The organism is Pseudarthrobacter sp. O4 (genome assembly GCF_050157025.1).
Classification (GTDB): Bacteria; Actinomycetota; Actinomycetes; order Actinomycetales; family Micrococcaceae; genus Arthrobacter.
Window position 1 is genome coordinate 3,174,454 of the sequence record NZ_CP189591.1, and the last position, 19,363, is coordinate 3,193,816.

Here is a 19,363-nt window from a genome sequence, read left to right on the forward strand (position 1 = left end):
GGGCCTAGCCCCGGACCTGGGCCAGGACACGGTCGCGGACGCGCTCCATGGTGTCCTTGTCCGTGGCCTCGACGTTCAGCCGGAGGAACGGCTCGGTGTTGGAGGGGCGCAGATTGAACCAGTAGCTGCCGTCCGTGGCGATGAACGTGCTGCCGTCAAGGTGGTCCACCTCTACGTCCTCGGATTGGAAGTCACGGCGGACCCGTTCCACGGCGCCAGCCTTGTCGTCGATCTCGGAGTTGATCTCGCCGGACGATACGTAGGGCTCGTATTCGCGGGCCAGCTCGGACAGCGGACCGTCCTGTTCGCCCATGGCGGCCAGGACGTGCATGGCGGCCAGCATGCCGGTGTCCGCATTCCAGAAGTCCCGGAAGTAGAAGTGGGCGGAGTGCTCGCCGCCGAAGATGGCGCCTTCCGCGGCCATGTCGGCCTTGATGAAGGAGTGGCCCACCCGGGTGCGGACGGCCCGGCCGCCGTGCCTCTCCACCAGTTCGGGAACGGCCCGGGAGGTCAGGAGATTGTGGATGACGGTGGGGTTGGCCTCGCCCAGGCCCTGCGCGCGGGCGATCTCCCGGCGTGCGACCATTCCGGTGATGGCCGAGGGCGAGACGGGCTCACCGAGCTCGTCGATGACGAAGCAGCGGTCGGCGTCGCCGTCGAAGGCCAGGCCGATGTCCGCGCCGTGTTCGACGACGGCGGCCTGCAGGTCCCGCAGGTTTTCCGGCTCCAGCGGGTTGGCCGGGTGGTTCGGGAACGAGCCGTCGAGCTCGAAATACAGGGGGACGATCTCCAGCGGGAGCTTGGGCAGCAGGGCATCGCCAAGCACCGCGGGGGTGGTCAGGCCGGCCATGCCGTTGCCGGCATCCACCACGACTTTCAGGGGCCGCGAGCCGCGGAGGTCCACGAGGCTGCGCAGGTATGCGGCGTAGTCCTTGAGGACGTCCTGCACGCCGATCAGGCCACGGCGGGCGGCCTCGGGGATGGCGCCGGCGTTGAGGTACTGCTCGGCGAGGGCCTGGATTTCCTTGAGCCCGGTTTCGGAGGAGATCGGCACGGCGCCGGCCTTGGCCATCTTGATGCCGTTGTATTCGGCCGGGTTGTGGCTCGCGGTGAACGTGGCGCCGGCTGCGTTGAGGGCGCCACAGGCGTAGTAGAGCTCATCGGTGGAGATGAGGTCAAGCAACTGGACGTTGGCTCCGCGCCTGGCGGCGCCGTTGGCAAAGGCCTTGCCGAACTCGGGCGAGGACGGCCGCATGTCTCCGCCCACGAGCACCGTCTGCCCGTCCAGGTTCAGGACGTCGACAAACGCCGCACCCACGGCCTCGACGATTTCCGCGGTGATGGATTCGCCCACAATTCCGCGCACGTCGTAGGCCTTGAAGGAGGCCGAGAGGTCAAAAGTCTTTGTCTTGTCCATAGTCACGCGTCTTATCTTACGTGGAAGCCGTATGGCGCTGTGGAGGAGCAGTGGCGGTGCCGCGCCGATGTGATTGTCCACATGTCGGGGCCCCCGGGCTTCGCGGCCGTCGGAGGGGGCTGGGATACTGGAGCAATGGCCAATAACCAGAACGCTGCAGTCCTTTCCGCCTCCAACCCCGCTCATGCCTCCGGTTCCAATGGAGTTGCCGGGACGCGGGAACAGGCCCAGGAAGTGCTGCGCGAGCTGGTGGGGCACCCGGCCGCGGAATTCCATGACGGCCAGTTTGAGGCCATCGAGGCGCTGGTCGACGGCGGCCGGCGGGCCCTCGTCGTGCAGCGCACCGGCTGGGGAAAATCGGCCGTGTACTTCGTGTCCTCCCTGCTGCTGCGCCGACGCGGCGCCGGACCCACCCTGATCGTTTCCCCGCTGCTGGCGCTGATGCGCGACCAGGTTGCGGCCGCAGCCCGTGCCGGGGTCCGCGCCGTTGCCATCAACTCCGCCAACCAGCTCGAGTGGGACACCGTCCGCGAGCAGCTGGCGGCCGACGAGGTCGACGTGCTGCTGGTGTCCCCGGAACGGCTCACCAACCCGTCCTTCCGCGAGAACCAGCTGCCCGAACTGATCCGCCGCACGGGGCTCCTGGTCATCGATGAGGCGCACTGCATCTCGGACTGGGGCCACGACTTCCGGCCCGACTACCGGCGCATCGCGGACCTGATCACACAGCTGCCGGATTCCGTTCCCGTGCTGGCCACCACCGCCACCGCCAACTCCCGGGTGGTCCACGACATCGAGGAGCAGCTCGGCGCCGGTGTGCTGACCATCCGCGGCGCACTGGGCCGCGAGTCGCTCCGGCTGGGCGTGCTGAGCCTGCCGGACTCCCGCGACCGGCTGGGCTGGCTGCTGACGCACCTCTCGGACCTGCCCGGCAGCGGCATCATCTACACGCTCACGGTGTCCGCGGCCGAGGACACCGCACGCCTGCTGGCCGAAGCCGGGCACGAGGTGCTCGCTTACACCGGCCGCACCGACCCCGCGGACCGGGAACGCGCGGAACAGCTCCTCAAGGACAACCAGGTCAAGGCCCTCGTGGCCACCTCCGCCCTCGGCATGGGCTTCGACAAACCGGACCTGGGATTTGTGGTGCACCTGGGCGCGCCGTCCTCCCCGGTGGCGTACTACCAGCAGGTGGGCCGCGCCGGCCGTGGCGCCGCGAACGCCGATGTCCTGCTGCTGCCCGGCTCCGAGGACCGCGACATCTGGCAGTACTTCGCCACGGCGTCGATGCCCTCCGAGGAAAAGGCCGCCGCCGTCCTCACCGCCCTGGCCGAAGCGGGGACGGGCGTGTCCACCGTGGCGCTGGAGGCCCGGGTGGACCTCCGCCGGACGCCGTTGGAACTCCTGCTGAAGGTGCTGGCCGTGGACGGCGCCGTGGAACGTGTGGGCGGCGGCTGGCGCTCGACCGGACATCCCTGGGCGTACGACGCCGAGCGGTACAGCCGGATCGCCGAGGCCCGCGTGGACGAGCAGGATTCCATGGTCATCTACCAGGACACCGCCGGCTGCCGGATGGAATACATCACCTCGGTCCTGGACGACGAGACCGCCCACGCCTGCGGCCGGTGCGACAACTGCGCAGGCCAGTGGTTCCCGGCAGACATTGCCACCGCCGCCACGGAAGCCGCGGGCCAGACGCTGAGCCGCGCCGGCGTGCCGCTGGAACCGAGGCTGCAGTGGCCCAGCGGCATGGACCGCCTCGGCGTGAGCGTGAAGGGCAAAATCAAACCGGAGGAAAGCGTGGCCGGCGGCCGGGCGCTGGCCCGGCTCACGGACCTGGGCTGGGGCGGCGCCCTGCGCGAGACCTTCGCCGCGGGAGCGCCCGACCGCACGGTGGACTCCGGCATGCTGCAGGCCTGCGTCCAGGTGCTGCGGGAGTGGGGAACCGGAGACGCGCGCACCCCGGGGTGGAGCGGTGCCGGCCGGCCCGCCGCGATCATCAGCGTCCCGTCCCGCAGCAAGCCGGCACTCGTGGACTCGCTGGCCCGCGGTATTTCGGAGATAGGCCGCATCCCGTACCTCGGCCAGCTGGAGCTCGAACACGGCGGCCCCACGGGCGGCCGCGGCGGCAACAGCGCCTACCGGCTCGCCGGGGTCTGGGACCGCCTCGTGGTGGGGCCGGAACTGGAAGCGGCGCTCACCGGGCTGCAGGGCCAGAGCGTGATGCTCATTGACGACCTCATCGACAGCCGCTGGACCGTGACTGTGGCCGGACGGGCCCTCAGGCTCGCCGGCGCCGGAGCGGTCCTGCCGCTGGTGCTTGGCCAGGCCGGCTGACCTCAGCCCCCGCATGGCGGGGCAGCGTCAGGCTGTCCACGGTGCTCAGGAGCATGACGGCGGCAATCGCCAGGAACGCTGCGCGGTACGGCGCCGTCGGATAGTCCCCAACGGTGGCTGCCGGGCCTGCCAGCGGACCCGATGCCTCGAAGATCCGCAGCAGCAGCGCCCCGACGGCGATCCCGGCGGCCGTTGCCAGCTGCACGAGGGTTGCGGAGACGGCGTTGGCTGACGGCAGCTGCGACGGAGCCACATCCGCGTACTGGACCGAGGCATAGGCCGAGAAGCCGAGGGAACGGAACGCTCCGCTGGCCACGAGCAGTGCGAAGATCAGCGGCTCCGGAGTTCCGGCGTCGAGCAGGGCGCACAGGCCAAAGGTGGCCGCCGAGGCCAGCGATGCGAACACCAGCACCGGCTTGAACCCGAACTGCCGGATGATCGGCGTCGTGGCCGGCTTGATCCCGATGTTTCCCACAAACACCGCCGCCACCAGGATGCCCGCGTGCAGGGGGTCCCAGCCGAAGCCGTTCTGGAACATCAGGGGCAGCAGGAACGGCACGGCGCTGATGGTCAGGCGGTAGACGAAGCCGCCGGTGGCGGTGGCACGGAACGTCCGGGTTGCGAAGACGGCGAGGTCGAACAAGGGCTGCGGGGCCCGACGCATCCTCGCCACGGCGCCGGCGAGGAACAGCAGCCCTGCCGTGACGCTGACGGCCGCCGGCAGGGCCGAGGGCTGGCCGCCCGCGAGCTCAAGTCCCACCACCAGCGCCCCGACGCCGAGGGTGGTCAGCGCCAGCCCCGGCCAGTCGAGGCGGCGCCGGCGGTCCCCGCCGGCGGCGGGGACGAGGCGCAGCGCGGCCAGGAACGCAGCAAGCCCCAGGGGCAGGTTGATCAGGAAGATCCAGTGCCAGGAGAGGTAGGTGGTGAGTGCTCCGCCAACCAGCGGAGCGAGGACGGGCGCCAGCAGGCCGGGCCACACCAGATAAGCCGTGGCCCGCAGCAGCTCCTTTTTCGGCGTTCCGCGGAGCACCACCAGGGTGCCCACCGGAACCATCATCGCGCCCCCGGCGCCCTGCAGCACCCGGCTCAAGGTCAACATGGTGAGATCCTGGCTCAGCGCGCAGAGCAGGGACGCGGCCGCGAACGTGGCGATGGCCAGGCAGAAGACGCGCCGTGCCCCCAGCCGCTCCGCCATCCAGCCGCTGAGCGGAATTCCCATCGCCACCGTCATCAGGTAGGCGGTCATGGTGATGTTGACGTCTGCCGCGGGCACAGAGAAATCCGCGGCAATGCTGGGAATTGCGGTGGTCAGGACGGTTCCGTCGAGGAACTCCATAAAGAATGTCGCGGCGACCAGCAGCGCCAGCCGCGGACTCGACTTCCCCGGCGCGGCGGCGGACCCGGAGGAGCCCGCCTGGGCGGGATCTGCGGGTCCGTTCATCCAGCGGCAGGAACTGATAGAGCGGCGGGACCGGATTCAGCCATGGGACTTGATTCGGCCACGGGACCGGATTCCAGCACCGCCTTCGCCGCGTTGTGCCCGCCTATGGCACTGACCGCCCCGCCGCGCCGCGCGCCGGATCCGCAGAGCAGGATCTGCGGATCATCCGTCGCCACGCCCCAGCGCCGGGCCGGGGTGTCCAGGGGTGCACCGTCCTCCACAAAGGGCCAGTCGAGGCCACCGTGGAAGATATTGCCCCGCGGCATCCCGACGGCCCGTTCGATATCGAGGGTGGTTTTCGTCTCGATGCACGGGCGGCCGTCCGGTCCGGTGAGCAGCAGCTCCTCGACCGGTTCGGCCAGCACCGAGTTCAGCGACTTCAGCACTGCGGCCTGGAGCTCCGCGCGCCGCTCCTCGTTGTTGTCCTCGGTGATCAGCCGGTCCGGGACGTGCAGGCCGAACACCGTGAGGGTATGCGCACCGGCCGCCTGCAGTTCGGGGGACAGGATGCTGGGGTCGGTGAGGGAATGGCAGTAGATCTCGCAGGGCAGCGGATCCGGGATGGTCCCCGCCGCGGCGGCGAGGTACGCGGCGTCGAACTGGGACCAGGTCTCGTTGATGTGGAACGTGCCGCCGAAGGCCGCTTCCGGGCTCACGTTGCCATCCAGGAGCCGGGGGAGCCGCTTGAGCAGCAGGTTGACCTTGACCTGGGCGCCTTCGCGCAGTTGGTTGGGGTTGTGCGTCGCGGGCGGCACGGAAGCGGCCGGGGCGGATCCGGATCCCCGGAGCCGGTCGAGAACCACCGGGGCCACGTTGGCCAGGACCCACGGAGCCGTGGCGGCGTGCTCGGAGCCGTCGTGGCGGTAGCTGACCAAGCCGCCGGGACGGACGGCGGTGACTTCGGCGGCGGTGAGGATCGTGGCTCCGGCGCCGCGGGCGGCGCGTTCCAGCTCTCCGGAGACCGCGCCCATGCCTCCGACGGGCACGTCCCAGTCGCCGGTCCCACCGCCGATCAGGTGGTACAGGAAGCAGATGTTCTGCTGCAGGTCCTCGTCGTCCGCCCGGGCGAAGGTTCCGATCAGGGCGTCGGTCAGCACCACGCCGCGGACCAGGTCGTGCTGGAGTTCCCTGGCGATCACGGTCCCGATCGGCCGCTCGATCATGGCCTCCCACGCTTCCTCCGCCCCGGCCTGGACTGCCAGTGCGCGGGCCTCGGACCGGGTCCGCAGCGGTGCAGTCATGGTGGGCCAGAGGGCTTCGGTGAGCTGGCGGCAACGGGCGTAGAAGTCGGTGAAGGCGCGGAACTCGCCAGGGGGAGCACCGATGGCGGCAAAGGACGCGGCAGTGGCGCCGTCGTCCCCGTTGTCGATCAGCAGGGCCCGGCTGCCGTCCGCCGGGTCGGGCGTGTACGAGGAATACCGCCGCCGGGCCAGCTGGATGCGCAGGCCGAGATCGTCGATGATCTGCTGCGGCAGGAGGCTGACGAGGTAGGAGTAGCGCGAGAGGCGGGCGTCGACGCCGTCGAACGCCTGGGCAGACACCGCGGCACCGCCGGCGTGCTCGAGCTTTTCCAGCAGCAGGACCTTGCGGCCGGCCTGGGCCAGGTACGCTGCAGCGGCCAGTCCGTTGTGGCCGCCGCCTACGATGATCGCGTCAAACGCGCTGGTGCTCGACATGGGGTTGCTGGACATGGGCCTATCCTGCCATCCGGCCCGGCAGGACGCGCCAGGTGTCCGGCAACCGGACAGTGCCCTCGAATCCGCCGGCCCTCGCGGCGCCGAAACGCTCCGGGTGCGCAAAAGGCCCCGGTCCAGGGACCGGGGCCAAACGCGGAGACGGGGGGATTTGAACCCCCGGTGGAGTTGTGCCCCACACTTCATTAGCAGTGAAGCCCATTCGGCCGCTCTGGCACGTCTCCAATTGCTACTAACTAGCCAACCAAGGATACGCAGAAGGTGCCATGCAGTGCAAAACGACCGGCGCGGGGTCACTTCTGGCCCGTTCAGGCCCGGATGGGCTGGAAGTGACCCCGCGTTGCTCTTGGCTCGGGACGTTCCCGCTCAGGCTCCGCTGCCGGCCAGCGCACGCCACAGGAAATGCTGGCTGCGGCTCTGCAGGGCCGCGGCCTGGCGGTTGTCCGAGGCGCCGGCGTGGCCGCCCTCGAGGGCCTCATGGAACCAGACGTTGGGGATCCCCATCGCCTGCATGCGGGCGGCCATCTTCCGGGCCTGGACCGGGCCCACCCGGTCATCCGAGGTCGCCGTCCAGATGAACGTCTCCGGGTAGTCAATCCCGTCCCGGAGCAGGTGGTACGGCGAGAACGTCTTGATGGACTCCCACTGCTCCGGCACATCAGGGTCGCCGTATTCGGCAATCCAGGAGTAACCGGCGGAGAGCTTGGTGTAGCGGCGCATGTCCAGGAGCGGGACCCCGCAGGACACGGCCCCGAACAGCTCCGGGTACTGGGTGAGCATATTGCCCACCAGCAGGCCGCCGTTGGAGCCGCCCACGCAGCCCAGACGCTGGCGCGACGTGACGCCGCGGGAGATCAGGTCCTGTGCGACGGCCGCGAAATCCTCGTACGCCCGGTGCCGGTTCTCCTGCAGCGCGGCGCGGTGCCAGGACGGTCCGTATTCGCCGCCGCCGCGGATGTTCGCCACGACGTAAACGCCGCCGCGGGTGTGCGGGGCGTCCCCGTCATGGCCGGCGGACTCCTCGGTGCGGCGTTCCAGCCAGGCGCGGCCGACCGCGCCGCTGTAGGCCGGCGTCCGGGAAATCTCGAAGCCGCCGTAGCCGGAGAGCTGGGTCGGGTTCTGCCCGTCGAGCACCAGATCCTTGGACGCCACCTGGAAGTACGGCACCCGCGTGCCGTCCTTGGACACGGCGAAGTGCTGCTGGACCTCGTAGGCCTCGTCATTGAAGAACGACGGCGAGGAGCGGATCACCTCGTGCGCGCTGGCCACGCGGGCGTCAGCCCCGGTGCCACCGGCACGCCTGAGCGTTCCGCGGGTGAGCGTGCTCGGCGTCGTGAATCCCGTGGCCACGAGCCAGAAATCGTTCCCGGCGCCGGGGGCTTCCCCCTCCGACGCCGGGGCGCCGCCGCCGGTACCGTCGTCGTCAGAGCCCTCGGGGGCGTCCTCGTCGTCCACCGCGAAGGCGTTGACGTCGTGCAGCGGCGGGCAGGCGTCCAGCACGGTGGAGGCCCAGGCCGCGTCCGTGCCGGGCCGCTGCGGATCCAGCACCCGGATCTCCGAGGAGACGTCGCGGAGCAGGTTCAGCAGCAGGAAGTCCCGCGTCCAGCTCCAGGACTGCAGCGAGGTGTGCTCGTCCGGGGTGAAGAGCACGGACAGATCCCGGCCGCCGGCCAGGAAGTCCTCGAAACGGGCCGCGAGCAGCGCTCCTGCCGGATACGTCCTGCCGTTGACTGTCCAGTCCTTCTGTGGCCGGAACAGCAGCCATTCGCGGTGCGAGCTCAGGTTCACGTCGGCCGGGACGTCTATCTGCACCCACTCGCCGTCACGAAGCACCGAGGTGTTCTTCTCGAAGAAGCTGATCCAGTCCACGGCAAAGGTCCGTTCGAAGCCGGGCGTGGAGTCGTGGGCCACCAGGGCCATCATGTGGTCCTCGGGGATCTCGAACAGCCGCTCTGCGGCGGCCAGGGAACCTCCGCGCTGCAGCTTCACGCCGGTCCGGGCGTAGGAGGACGAGGTGCTGGGCAGCCCCTCGGCCGTGGTGGCCACCAGGAGCGTGTCCGCGTCGAGCCAGGAGGCGTTTCCCTTCGCCGTGGGCAGATCGAAGCCCCCGGCTGCGGCGTCCACGAAGCTGCGGCTCTCGACGTCGAACTCGCGGTGGCGGTTCGCGTCACCGCCGTCGGGGGAGAGGGCCAGCAGGGCACGCCGGTGCGGTTCGCCCTCGGACGGGCGGAGGAAGTTGGCGCCGTGGAAGACCCACTCCTGGCCCTCGGCTGCGGCTAGGGCGTCCACGTCCAAAAGGATGTCCCACTCCGGTGATCCGCCGCGGTAGCTCGCCCAGCTGGTCCGCCGCCACAGCCCCTTGGGGTTGTCCCGGTCCTTCCAGAAGTTGTAGTACCACTCGCCGTGCTTGCCCACCATGGCAATCCGGTCTGTGGAGTCCAGCACTTCCAGGATGCTGCCCTCGAGCCGGGCATATTCGGCATCCTCCAGCAGGTCCTCCGTCCTGGCGTTCTGTTCACGGACCCAGGCCAGTTGCTCCTCGCCGTAGATCTCCTCCAGCCAGATGTTCTCATCGACGGGTTCGGGGGCGGTTCCTGCCCCGGCGGCGGGTCCGGAAGGGCGGCCGGACGCGGACGGGTGAGCAGCTTCAGTGGTGGTCATCTTTCCATCCAAGCAACATCAGCGCGCGGCTAGCAAGTCAAGCGCCCGTCGGCGTCCGCCGGCCAAGCAGGAAGCCGGTTGCCGATACGCTGGATGCCGTGGGCATATCGCAAAGCATCCGGACGGCACTGATAGGCGCCGGTCCCCGGGGCACGAGCGTGCTGGAGCGGCTGCTCGCCAACTGGGTGCCGGCCGGCCCGGACGCAAGGCTCCACATCGATGTGGTTGATCCCTACCCCGCCGGCCCGGGCCATGTGTGGCAGCCGGGACAGTCCCGGCTTTACCTGATGAACACGCAGTCGTTCTACCCCACGATCGTTCCCGAGGACCCCGCGTTGGCGCCTCCGCTGGCCGGAGACACCTTTGACCGCTGGCGCGAACTGCAGCAGCGGCGTCCCCACCCTTCGCTGACCGCGGAGGAACGTGCCGAACTCGCCGCCCTCGGCTCCGCGGACTTCCCCAGCCGTGCCCTGTACGGCCGTTACCTCCGTTCCACGCTCGAGGAACTGCTCTCCGTGCTGCCCGCGGGAGTCACGGTGGAATTCCACGAGACGACGGCGGTCTCCGTCCGGCACGCGGCGGCCCCCGCGGCCGGACCCGACGCCGTGGCTTCGCCTGACGCCGGGACCGGATCCCACGCCGGGACCGGGCATGACGGTGACCTGAACGGGCGAGTGAGGTTCGACGTCGGACTGGCGGGCGGCGCAGTGCTTACCGTCGACTCCGTGGTCCTCGCGCTGGGCCACCTCGAATCGCGGCTGAACCCGGAGCAGCGGGAGCTGAAGGCCGCGGCGGAGGAGCTCGGGCTGCTGTACCTGCCGCCGGCCGCGCCGGCCGACGTCGACTGGTCCCGGGTGCCGGCCGTCAGGCCGGTGCTGGTGCGCGGCATGGGCCTGAATTTCTTCGACGTCATGGGCCAGCTGACCGAGGGACGGGGAGGCACCTTCCTGGCCGGGGAGGACGGCGGGCTGAGCTACCGGCCGTCCGGCCGAGAACCGCTTATCATCGCGGCCTCGCGCCGCGGCACTCCGTACCGGGCCAAGGCCGCCCTGGCCGGGTATTACCCCTCCGCCGTGACGTTGCGGTACTGCACGGAAAGCGCGCTGGCGAGGTTCGGCGAGGCGGGGATCCAGCCCGCCTTCGACCACGACCTCTGGCCGCTCCTGCACCGCGACGCTGTCTGGGCGTACTACTCGACGCTCGCGCGCTCGCAGCCCGGCGCCATCCTGACCGATCCCACCGAGTTCCTGCGGGCGCTGGAGGAGTCGCTGCGCCCGCACGCGCACAGCGCGGCCAAATGGGAGGACGCGGTGGATTCCGCGATCGCGGTGCATGTCCGACCGGCCCACCGGCTGGACCTGCTGGGCCTGGCGGCACCGCTGGCCGGCCGTTCCTTTGACTCCCGGGCGGAGCTGGACGCCGCCGTCGTCGAGTATCTCCTCGACGATGCCCGCCGCTCCGCGCTGGGGGAGGACGATCCGGTAAAGATGACGATCGGAGCCCTGCACCACGGGCGGGCGGTGCTGAAGACGGCGGTGGCCGACGGCGGCATCACGGACGAGTCGTGGGTGGCCGGGCTGCGCGGCTGGTTCGAGTCGTTCGTTGAAGGCCTTGCCAGCGGGCCGCCGGCGCTGCGCGCCGAACAGCTGGCAGCGCTGGCGCGTGCCGGCGTCGTCCGGTTCGTCGGGCCGGATCCCAAGTTCGGCGTGGACCGCAAGGCCGGGACCTTCACGGCGGCGTCACCGTGGGTAGGCGGCCGGGGCGCCGGCTCTGGCGGCCGGGGTGCCGGCGGAACGGGCACCAGGGGGACAGGCGCCGGCGGGGCACAGGGCGAGGCAGTGGCGGCCGGTGCCCTGATTGAAGCGCTTGCGCCGGCGAACAGGGTTGCCGTCAACGTGTCGGCGCTGCTGGAACAGCTGCTCGCGGAGGGGCTGGTGCGGCCGCGCCTCATGATGACGGTGGAAGGGGTTCCGGTGCAGACCTCCGGCCTGGACGTTTCTCCGCACCCGTACCGGCCGCTGGGCTCAAACGGCACAGTGACCGAGGGCCTCTATGTCCTCGGGCTGCAGCTCTCCGCGGCGCAGTGGGGGACCGCCATCGCGGCCGAGGCCCGGCAAAAGAACGGCCCCGCCTATCGCAGCGGCCAGCGCACCCTGCACGACGCCGACGAGATAGCCCGCGGCATCCTTGGGATCCTGACCCGCAACAAAGAATGAGCATGCCCCGCACCCGGGCTGAACACTGGACATATGGGCAATATGTCCCGTGCTGCAGCCCAGGGGAGGGCATGCTCATGGCTGGAAGGCTCTCTTACCGCGGCGCGTCCGGGTAGATGCTTCGGGTCTCGGCGCGTTCGTGACGCACCGGGAGCCAGGAGCCGGGGTGCAGCTTCGGCAGGATCTTTGCCACCGCCAAGGCGCCATACATGACGGTATTGATGGCCACGAAGGTCGCCAGGATGGCGAACCATTCGGTGTGCAGGATCGACTCCGGAAACAGGATACCGGTGGGGACGAGGGGGCTGACGGCGGGGATCATGCCTGTGCTTTCACGATCTCGGGGGCGGCCTCGTGGGTGAGGTGTTTCCAGTTGGCGGTGCGTCCCAGTGCGATGTCGATGATGCCTTTGACGTAGACGATGTTGAGGAACATGTCGAAGAGCAGCTCAGGGAACAACGTCAGGGCCAGCAGGCGTGCCCGCCAGCCGCCCTTCCACACCGTGACGACGCGCTCCGTGATGAACACTGCGCCGAGGCCCAGCCAGAACGGGAACCAGATCCAGACATCGAGCGAGAACATCATGAGCAGGATGAGCAGGAGGTAGGCGCTCAGGGCAATGACGCCGTAGCCGATGCCGAGTTGCTGTGCCCAGTACCGGAAGGTCTGCGGGGTCACGCCGTAGGCGCCGATGTTTTCCAGGGCGCCGCGTTGCCAGCGCAGACGCTGGGACCAGAGGGTGCGCCAGCTGGGCATGAGTTCGGTGACCACCGTGCACTTGGCCGGCGAGATCATCAGGGCGCCGAGGGACTTCAGGGCGATTGTCAGCTCGTTGTCCTCAGTCAGGGCAACGGTGTCGTACACGTCGCCGGGGTTCCCCGGGAGGGAGTCCCCGCGCTGTGCGGCGATCGTGCGTAGGGCCCGGGGCCGGAACATGGACGCGGTGCCGGTGAGCACGAAGACGCGGCCCCGGCGTCGGCGGATCTCGCGTCCGTAGCGGATGTATTCATTGCGTTGGAACTGCCCCAGCACGCCGTGGCCCTCCTCCCCGTAGAAGAGGCCGCCCACGGCCATGAGGGCCCGGTCGTCGGTGAATCGTGCCACTGCGGCGGCCAGGAAGCCGTCGTCGAGGCTGGTGTCCGCGTCCATCACCATCACGACGTCGTTGTCGCCCTGGCCGGGCAGCAGCTGTTTAAGGGCCTGGTTCAGTGCGCCTGCCTTCTTCTTGGTGTTTCCGACGGACTCAATGACCTCGACGCCGGCCTGCCGGGCGAGCGCGGCCGTGCTGTCGGTGCAGTTGTCCGCGACCACGATGATGCGCCCCGGGCGGTGCGACTGGGCCAGGAGGGACGCGATCGTGGTGGGCAGCGAAGCTTGTTCGTTGTGCGCCGGGATCAGCACCGTCACGGTCACGGGACCGGCATAGACCTCTCGCGTGTCCGCCATGACGATCCGCGGCGCAAGCGGGGCGGCCTGGGGATTCGCCGAACGGCGCGATTTATTGGTGATGCGGCGTTCCAGCAGCGCGATTCCGGCCGCCAGCAGGAGGGCGAGGGCAATTGCGGCGACAATATTGCGCAGAGCCGGCGCATCGGTGTTGTAGAGGACGTTCCAGACACCCAGGACCAGTCCATGACTCGGCGACTCGTCAGCCCGCGGACTCCCGGCCGCGACCGCAAACCACAACAGCGCCGCTGCGCCGGCGGCGGCCAGTGCTATGACAATGCCAACCGCCCGATGAAACCTTCCCCTGCCCATTGGCCAGACGATACCAGTGTCTCCTGTGCACCGCCTGTCACATTGGTCCCAGCGGTGTCACGAGCACCAAGGCCCGGCCGCGGGAACGAACTTGGTCCCCGGCATCTCCGCCCCAAAGAATGAGCATGCCCCGCCCCCGGGCTGAACACCGGACATATGGGCAATATGTCCCGTGCTGCAGCCCAGGGGAGGGCATGCTCATGGCTGGAAGGCTAAGAAACTAGGCCTTGAGGCGCTTCTGGTACTGGATCCAGGCGATCGTGTACTTGATCCACCCAAACACGTCGTACCACTTAGGTGAGCGGTGTCCGGGTGCCTCCACCGGACGCTCCACAGCAGAATACCGGCCAGTAGCCCTTTGGAAAGGGTCTGGCCGGTATCTCTTATAGCAATTTTCGTAATTGTGGTCGGAGGATCTTTCCGGCCCTTCTTCGTCTAGGCGCCCGCGGCGGCCTGAGCCCCCTGTGCGGTGTCAGCCACGATCTTGAACATGGCGCCGGTGGGGTCGGCAAGGGTGGCAAGCCGTCCGAACGGGGTGTCGTCCGGCCCGTCGATCACCCGGGCGCCCATGGAAACGGCCTTCTCGATGGAGGCGTCCGAGTCCTCAACGGCGAAGTAGACCTGCCAGTTGGACGGGACCTCGGCGGGGAGGTAGGCCGAGGCGTCCATGATCCCTGCCTTGGCGGCGTCCCCGGCACCCAGTGTTGTGTAGCGGAATTCAGGAGTGTCACTCATGACGTCGGTGTCCCAGCCGAACACGTCCTGGTAGAACTTGACGGCGGTGGCATAGTCCTTGGTGTGAAGCTCATGCCACGCCGGGGCGCCGGCCTCGGCCGCCAGCTCATAGCCCTTCATCTCAGCCGGCTCCCACACGCCGATGGATGCCCCGGTGGCATCGGCGATCATGGCCATGCGGCCCTGATCCGGCACGTCCATGGGCTGCATATAAACCTGTCCGCCGTTTTGGGCCGCAGCCTGCACGGTCGCCGCCGCATCCTCCGAGCGCAGGTACGTGCTCCACATGTCCGGCATGCCCGCCATCGAGTCGTCCTTCTGCATCATGCCGGCAACGGTTTTCCCGTCCTTCGCCGCCGTGATGTACCCGCCGTATTTTTCCTCGTCGCCGGTTTGGAAGGTCCAACCGAAGAGCGTCCCGTAGAACGCCTTGGCTTTTTCGGTGTCCGAGGTCATCAGGTCGACCCAGCACGGTGCGCCGTTGGTGTAGTCAGGTGTTGGCATTACAGGCTCCTGCTCTGTCTGGCGGCACATGCGCGCTGCGGCGGCCGCCGGATTCGGATGGGTGGTGGAGACATCAGAGAGACTATGCCGGGGGACCGACGGTTTCAATGGTTCGCCGGTTCTGGACCGCCATCATGCCCAGGGCGCAAAAATGCCCCCGGCTCTGCGGCAATCGCAGGAGCCAGGGGCATTATTCGCGGAAGGTAAGAGATTCGAACTCTTGGTACGGGGTCACCGCACACTGGTTTTCAAGACCAGCTCCATCGGCCGCTCGGACAACCTTCCCTAACGAGTAGTGTTTCATAGGCAGTCGACTGCCACAAAAAACGTGGCCGCGCTCGCGGACAGCGGCGCTTCCCCCACATACTCTGGTTGAAGGTGCCGTCTGCCGCAGGCGCATTCCGGCACGATGCACGGATGGAATCGGGAGTTCTCAATGAAGGCTGTCTATATCTCGGAGCCCGGGGGACCCGAGGCCCTGGAAGTCCGCGAGGTCCAGGCACCGGAGCCCGGCCCCGGAGAGGTGCTGATCGACGTCGTCGCCGCCGGACTTAACCGCGCGGACGTCCAGCAGCGCAAGGGACACTACCCGCCGCCGCCCGGTGCCTCGGAGATCCCCGGGCTGGAAGTTTCCGGCCGGATCGCCGGCTTCGGACCGGGCGTGACCAAGCCCTTCTCGGTGGGTGACAAGGTCGTGGCACTGCTGGCCGGCGGGGGCTACGCCCAGCAGGTCGCCGTCCCCGCGGGTCAGGTCCTGAGGGTCCCCGACGGCGTCGACCTGGTCACCGCCGCCTCCCTGCCGGAGGTCACGGCCACGGTCTATTCCAACCTGATCATGACCGCCCAGCTGCAGCCGGGCGAGACCGTGCTCATCCACGGGGCCACGGGCGGCATTGGCACCATGGCCATCCAGCTCGCGAAGGCCTTCGGGGCCGTTGTGGCCACGACAGCGGGCACCGCCGAGAAGGTCGGCACCGCGAAGGCTTTCCTCGGTGCGGACATCGCGATCAACTATGCCGAGGAGGACTTCCCGGAGAGCCTGCGCGCCCAAAACGCCGGCAAGGGCGCGGACGTCATCCTCGATGTCGTCGGGGCCAAGTACCTCAGCCAGAACATCGACGCCCTGGCCGACTACGGACGGCTCGTGGTGATCGGGCTGCAGGGCGGGGCCAAAGGGGAGCTGGACCTCGGCCTGTTGCTCCGCAAGCGCGCCGCCATCATCGCGACGGCGCTTCGTCCGAGGCCGGTCGAGGAAAAGTCCGTGATCATGAACGCGGTGCGCGACGCCGTCTGGCCGCTGCTGGCCGACGGGCAGATCCGGCCGCTCGTGGCGAAGACATTCCCGCTGGACCAGGTCCAGGCCGCGCACCGCTACTTCGACTCAGGCGACCATGTCGGCAAGATCCTCCTGGTGATGTAGGCGGCACCGGCCGGCCAATGCCGACTTATGCTTCGAGTGGCATACGTTTTTGCTTCCGGGCCCTCAATGACGGTACTGTGATCCCATACGCGGTATACACGCGTCTTGGGGCGCGTGTATGCTGTCGTCCCCGCTACCTCCGGGAGCATCATGTCGATCCGCCACAGCCTCCTCGCACTTCTGAAGGACCGCCCACGCTACGGGTACCAGCTGAGGATTGAGTTCGAGGACCGGACGGGCGCATCCTGGCCCCTGAACATCGGTCAGGTGTACACCACCCTGGATCGGCTGGAACGTGACGGCCTGGTCCGCAACGAGGGGGCCGACGGCGAAGGCCACGTGATCTACCACATCACCCCCGACGGTCTGGCCGAAGTCCGCGGCTGGTTCACCGCTCCGGTTTCCCGAGCCTCGCCGCCACGGAATGAGCTGGCCATCAAGCTGGCACTGGGGTTGACGCTTCCCGGGGTGGACGTCGGCGCCATCATCCAGGCACAGCGCGGTGTCTCGATCAGGGCGCTGCAGGACTACACCAAGGCCCGGCGGGACACCGCGGCCCAGCAACGCCCTGCCGACACCGCACGGCTCCTGGTCCTGGATTCGCTCATCTTCCAGACCGAAGCCGAAGTCCGCTGGCTCGATCTCTGCGAGGCCCGGCTGATGCAGTTGGCCAACCCGCCGCGATAGCCCCGGTGCCGTTCCTCGCGCCCTTCCTACCGTTCATCGCCGTTTCCGGGCCGCCTGGCGCACACCCGCCGCAAAGCCACACCCACGCAGTTGCCAGCTTGGTAGGGTCCCTTGGGGCGGATCCGTCGATTGGGTCTGGTCTATTAGGTTTGTCCGGCTGGGGTTCCTCAAGGAGAAGACATGGGCACAATGCCAGATGGCACGCCAAAAAACTTACAAGTCGATGACGGCATCACGCGGGATCCGGCGCTGCCGCCGACGTCCGTGGACGACTCCGTCCGCGAAGCCGAAGAGCGCAAATGGACGCCTGCCAAGATCGCAATCTGGGTAGGAATCTCCCTGCTGGGCGCTGTTGCCTGGTTCATGCTCGCGATTGTCCGCGGCGAAACCGTCAACGCGATCTGGTTCGTCTTCGCAGCCGTCTGCACCTACCTGATCGGCTACCGCTTCTACTCCAAGTTCATTGAGCGCTACCTGCTCAAGCCGAACGACCGCCGCGCCACCCCGGCCGAGTACAAGGCCGACGGCAAGGACTACGTCCGAACCGACCGCAACGTCCTGTTCGGCCACCACTTCGCCGCCATCGCCGGCGCCGGCCCGCTGGTGGGGCCGATCATCGCAGCCCAGATGGGGTACCTCCCGGGCACCATCTGGATCATCATCGGCGTCGTACTGGCAGGCGCCGTCCAGGACTACCTGGTGATGTTCTTCTCGATGCGCCGCGGCGGACGCTCCCTGGGCCAGATGGCGCGCGAGGAGCTTGGCGTGATCGGCGGCACCGCCGCGTTGGTCGCCACGCTCCTCATCATGGTGATCATTGTCGCCATCCTGGCCCTCGTCGTCGTGAACGCGCTGGCCGAAAGCCCCTGGGGTGTCTTCTCCGTCGGCATGACCATCCCGATCGCGCTCTTCATGGGTGTGTACCTGAGGTTCCTCCGGCCCGGCAAGATCATGGAAGTGTCCCTCATCGGCTTCGTGCTGCTGATGGCGGCCATCATTGGCGGCGGCGCCATCGCCGGGACCGAATGGGGTGCCGCATTCTTCCACCTGGACAAGGTCACCATTGCCTGGGCCCTCATCATCTACGGCTTCATCGCCGCCATCCTGCCGGTCTGGCTGCTGCTGGCCCCGCGTGACTACCTCTCCACCTTCATGAAGATCGGCGTGATTGTGATGCTGGCCCTCGCGGTCATCGTGGTCCGCCCGGAAATCACCGTCCCGGCCTTCAGTGAGTTCGCCAGCCGCGACAACGGCCCCGTCCTGTCCGGCGCGCTGTTCCCCTTCCTCTTCGTCACCATTGCGTGCGGTGCCCTCTCCGGATTCCACGCCCTGATCTCCTCCGGCACAACGCCGAAGCTGATCGAGAAGGAACGCCAGACCCGCTTTATCGGTTACGGCGGCATGCTGATGGAGTCCTTCGTGGCGATCATGGCACTGGTTGCCGCGATTTCGATCGACCGCGGGCTGTACTTCGCCATGAACGCTCCCGCTGCCTTGACCGGCGGCACCGTGGAAACCGCCGCCACCTGGGTCAACAGCCTGGGACTGTCCGGAGTGAACATCAGCCCGAGCCTGCTCTCGGAAACGGCCGCCAACGTCGGTGAAGAGAGCATCGTCTCCCGCACCGGCGGCGCGCCCACCCTGGCTGTGGGGCTTGCCCACATCATGCAGCAGTTCATCGGCGGCACCGCCCTGATGGGGTTCTGGTACCACTTCGCCATCATGTTCGAGGCACTGTTCATCCTGACCGCCGTCGACGCGGGCACCCGCGTTGCACGCTTCATGCTGCAGGACTCGATCGGCAACTTCGTGCCGAAGTTCAAGGAGCACTCCTGGCGGCCCGGGGCCTGGTTCGCCACAGCCGTTATGGTGGGCGCCTGGGGTGCTGTGCTGCTGATGGGCGTCACCGATCCCCTCGGCGGCATCAACACGCTGTTCCCGCTGTTCGGCATCGCCAACCAGCTGCTTGCCGCCATTGCGCTGGCGGTCTGCCTGGCCATCGTGGCCAAGCGCGGCTCCTTCAAGTACCTGTGGATCGTGGCGCTCCCGCTGGCGTTCGCGGCCGTCGTCACTATCACGGCCAGCTACCAGAAGATCTTCTCCTCCACCCCGGCTGTCGGCTACTTCGCCAACAACGCGGCCTTCTCCAAGGCCCTCGCCGACGGCAGGACCTCCTTCGGCACCGCCAAGACGGTCCCGGCCATGGAGGCCGTGGTGCGCAACACCGCGATCCAGGGCTGGCTCTCGGTCATCTTCGTGGTGCTCAGCATCATCGTCATCGTGACGGCCCTGGTGGCCACCTACAAGGCATTCCGGAACGTCGAGGCCGGCGTGGCGATCCGGGACCATGAGGACCCGGTCCTGCCGTCACGCGTCTTCGCCCCGGCGGGCCTGATCCCCACTCCGGCCGAGCGCGCGCTCATGGCCGAATGGGAAAAGCTGCCGGCCGATAATCGGCTCGAAAAGGCCGCTCACCACTGATGCGGAACTGGT

12 protein-coding genes and 2 tRNA genes are annotated in these 19,363 nt (G+C 68.4%); 5 read left to right on the forward strand and 9 right to left on the reverse strand.

Features of this window, described 5'->3' with window-relative positions; all coding sequences use genetic code 11:
* Positions 1-4 precede the first annotated feature (4 nt).
* Positions 5-1,417 (reverse strand): phosphomannomutase/phosphoglucomutase, encoded by a 1,413-nt coding sequence (locus tag ACQCSU_RS14815; protein WP_426976040.1) that lies wholly within the window; start codon positions 1,415-1,417, stop codon positions 5-7.
* Between the two features lie 135 nt (positions 1,418-1,552).
* On the opposite strand from ACQCSU_RS14815, the gene ACQCSU_RS14820 reads away from it, so the two are divergent.
* Positions 1,553-3,754: a RecQ family ATP-dependent DNA helicase gene (locus tag ACQCSU_RS14820; RefSeq protein WP_426976041.1), complete on the forward strand. Its 2,202-nt coding sequence runs from the start codon at positions 1,553-1,555 to the stop codon at positions 3,752-3,754.
* On the opposite strand, the gene ACQCSU_RS14825 is transcribed toward ACQCSU_RS14820, so the two are convergent.
* The 4 genes from ACQCSU_RS14825 to ACQCSU_RS14840 all read right to left on the reverse strand — a co-directional run bounded on the left by ACQCSU_RS14825 (position 3,699) and on the right by ACQCSU_RS14840 (position 9,550).
* Positions 3,699-5,195, reverse strand: a complete 1,497-nt coding sequence (locus ACQCSU_RS14825) for an MFS transporter (RefSeq protein WP_426976042.1) — start codon at positions 5,193-5,195, stop codon at positions 3,699-3,701. The genes ACQCSU_RS14820 and ACQCSU_RS14825 overlap by 56 nt on opposite strands.
* Positions 5,192-6,886 carry a phytoene desaturase family protein gene (locus tag ACQCSU_RS14830; protein WP_426976043.1) on the reverse strand — a complete coding sequence of 565 codons (1,695 nt, stop codon included), beginning with the start codon at positions 6,884-6,886 and terminating at the stop codon, positions 5,192-5,194. The genes ACQCSU_RS14825 and ACQCSU_RS14830 overlap by 4 nt, the downstream gene beginning before the upstream one ends.
* 139 nt (positions 6,887-7,025) lie before the next feature.
* A tRNA-Ser gene (locus ACQCSU_RS14835) sits at positions 7,026-7,113 on the reverse strand.
* 142 nt (positions 7,114-7,255) lie between these two features.
* Positions 7,256-9,550 carry a prolyl oligopeptidase family serine peptidase gene (locus ACQCSU_RS14840; protein WP_426976044.1) on the reverse strand — a complete coding sequence of 765 codons (2,295 nt, stop codon included), beginning with the start codon at positions 9,548-9,550 and terminating at the stop codon, positions 7,256-7,258.
* Between the two features lie 98 nt (positions 9,551-9,648).
* Here ACQCSU_RS14840 and ACQCSU_RS14845 point away from each other — a divergent pair, with 98 nt between their 5' ends.
* Entirely contained in the window at positions 9,649-11,766 is a 2,118-nt protein-coding gene (locus ACQCSU_RS14845) for an FAD/NAD(P)-binding protein (RefSeq protein WP_426976045.1), read from the forward strand.
* Between the two features lie 94 nt (positions 11,767-11,860).
* On the opposite strand, the gene ACQCSU_RS14850 is transcribed toward ACQCSU_RS14845, so the two are convergent.
* The 4 genes from ACQCSU_RS14850 to ACQCSU_RS14865 form a co-directional block, all read right to left on the reverse strand.
* On the reverse strand, positions 11,861-12,088 hold the full coding sequence (locus tag ACQCSU_RS14850) for a hypothetical protein (RefSeq protein WP_426976046.1): 228 nt from the start codon (positions 12,086-12,088) through the stop codon (positions 11,861-11,863).
* Positions 12,085-13,524 (reverse strand): glycosyltransferase family 2 protein, encoded by a 1,440-nt coding sequence (locus tag ACQCSU_RS14855; RefSeq protein ID WP_426976047.1) that lies wholly within the window; start codon positions 13,522-13,524, stop codon positions 12,085-12,087. Before ACQCSU_RS14855 ends, ACQCSU_RS14850 begins: the two co-directional genes overlap by 4 nt.
* 435 nt (positions 13,525-13,959) lie before the next feature.
* Positions 13,960-14,763, reverse strand: a complete 804-nt coding sequence (locus ACQCSU_RS14860; protein WP_426976048.1) for a VOC family protein — start codon at positions 14,761-14,763, stop codon at positions 13,960-13,962.
* 197 nt (positions 14,764-14,960) lie between these two features.
* Positions 14,961-15,048, reverse strand: a tRNA-Ser gene (locus tag ACQCSU_RS14865).
* Positions 15,049-15,199: 151 nt separating this feature from the next.
* Here ACQCSU_RS14865 and ACQCSU_RS14870 point away from each other — a divergent pair.
* From ACQCSU_RS14870 to ACQCSU_RS14880, 3 genes are all read left to right on the forward strand, one after another.
* On the forward strand, positions 15,200-16,183 hold the full coding sequence (locus tag ACQCSU_RS14870; protein ID WP_426976049.1) for an NAD(P)H-quinone oxidoreductase: 984 nt from the start codon (positions 15,200-15,202) through the stop codon (positions 16,181-16,183).
* A 150-nt stretch (positions 16,184-16,333) separates the two neighbouring features.
* A complete protein-coding gene (locus ACQCSU_RS14875) occupies positions 16,334-16,870 on the forward strand; it encodes a PadR family transcriptional regulator (protein ID WP_426976050.1) in 537 nt (178 codons plus the stop codon).
* Between the two features lie 180 nt (positions 16,871-17,050).
* The gene (locus ACQCSU_RS14880) at positions 17,051-19,351 is read left to right on the forward strand and encodes a carbon starvation CstA family protein (protein WP_426976051.1); all 2,301 of its coding nucleotides are present in this window, start codon (positions 17,051-17,053) and stop codon (positions 19,349-19,351) included.
* Positions 19,352-19,363: the final 12 nt, after the last annotated feature.

Bases quoted from the DNA above. Each gene is read 5' to 3' on its own strand.
- ACQCSU_RS14815 (WP_426976040.1), bottom strand. From the start codon at position 1,417: ATGGACAAGACAAAGACTTTTGACCTCTCGGCCTCCTTCAAGGCCTAC.
- ACQCSU_RS14820 (WP_426976041.1), top strand. From the start codon at position 1,553: ATGGCCAATAACCAGAACGCTGCAGTCCTTTCCGCCTCCAACCCCGCT.
- ACQCSU_RS14825 (WP_426976042.1), bottom strand. From the start codon at position 5,195: ATGAACGGACCCGCAGATCCCGCCCAGGCGGGCTCCTCCGGGTCCGCC.
- ACQCSU_RS14830 (WP_426976043.1), bottom strand. From the start codon at position 6,886: ATGTCCAGCAACCCCATGTCGAGCACCAGCGCGTTTGACGCGATCATC.
- ACQCSU_RS14840 (WP_426976044.1), bottom strand. From the start codon at position 9,550: ATGACCACCACTGAAGCTGCTCACCCGTCCGCGTCCGGCCGCCCTTCC.
- ACQCSU_RS14850 (WP_426976046.1), bottom strand. From the start codon at position 12,088: ATGATCCCCGCCGTCAGCCCCCTCGTCCCCACCGGTATCCTGTTTCCG.
- ACQCSU_RS14855 (WP_426976047.1), bottom strand. From the start codon at position 13,524: ATGGGCAGGGGAAGGTTTCATCGGGCGGTTGGCATTGTCATAGCACTG.
- ACQCSU_RS14860 (WP_426976048.1), bottom strand. From the start codon at position 14,763: ATGCCAACACCTGACTACACCAACGGCGCACCGTGCTGGGTCGACCTG.
- ACQCSU_RS14870 (WP_426976049.1), top strand. From the start codon at position 15,200: ATGAAGGCTGTCTATATCTCGGAGCCCGGGGGACCCGAGGCCCTGGAA.
- ACQCSU_RS14875 (WP_426976050.1), top strand. From the start codon at position 16,334: ATGTCGATCCGCCACAGCCTCCTCGCACTTCTGAAGGACCGCCCACGC.
- ACQCSU_RS14880 (WP_426976051.1), top strand. From the start codon at position 17,051: ATGGGCACAATGCCAGATGGCACGCCAAAAAACTTACAAGTCGATGAC.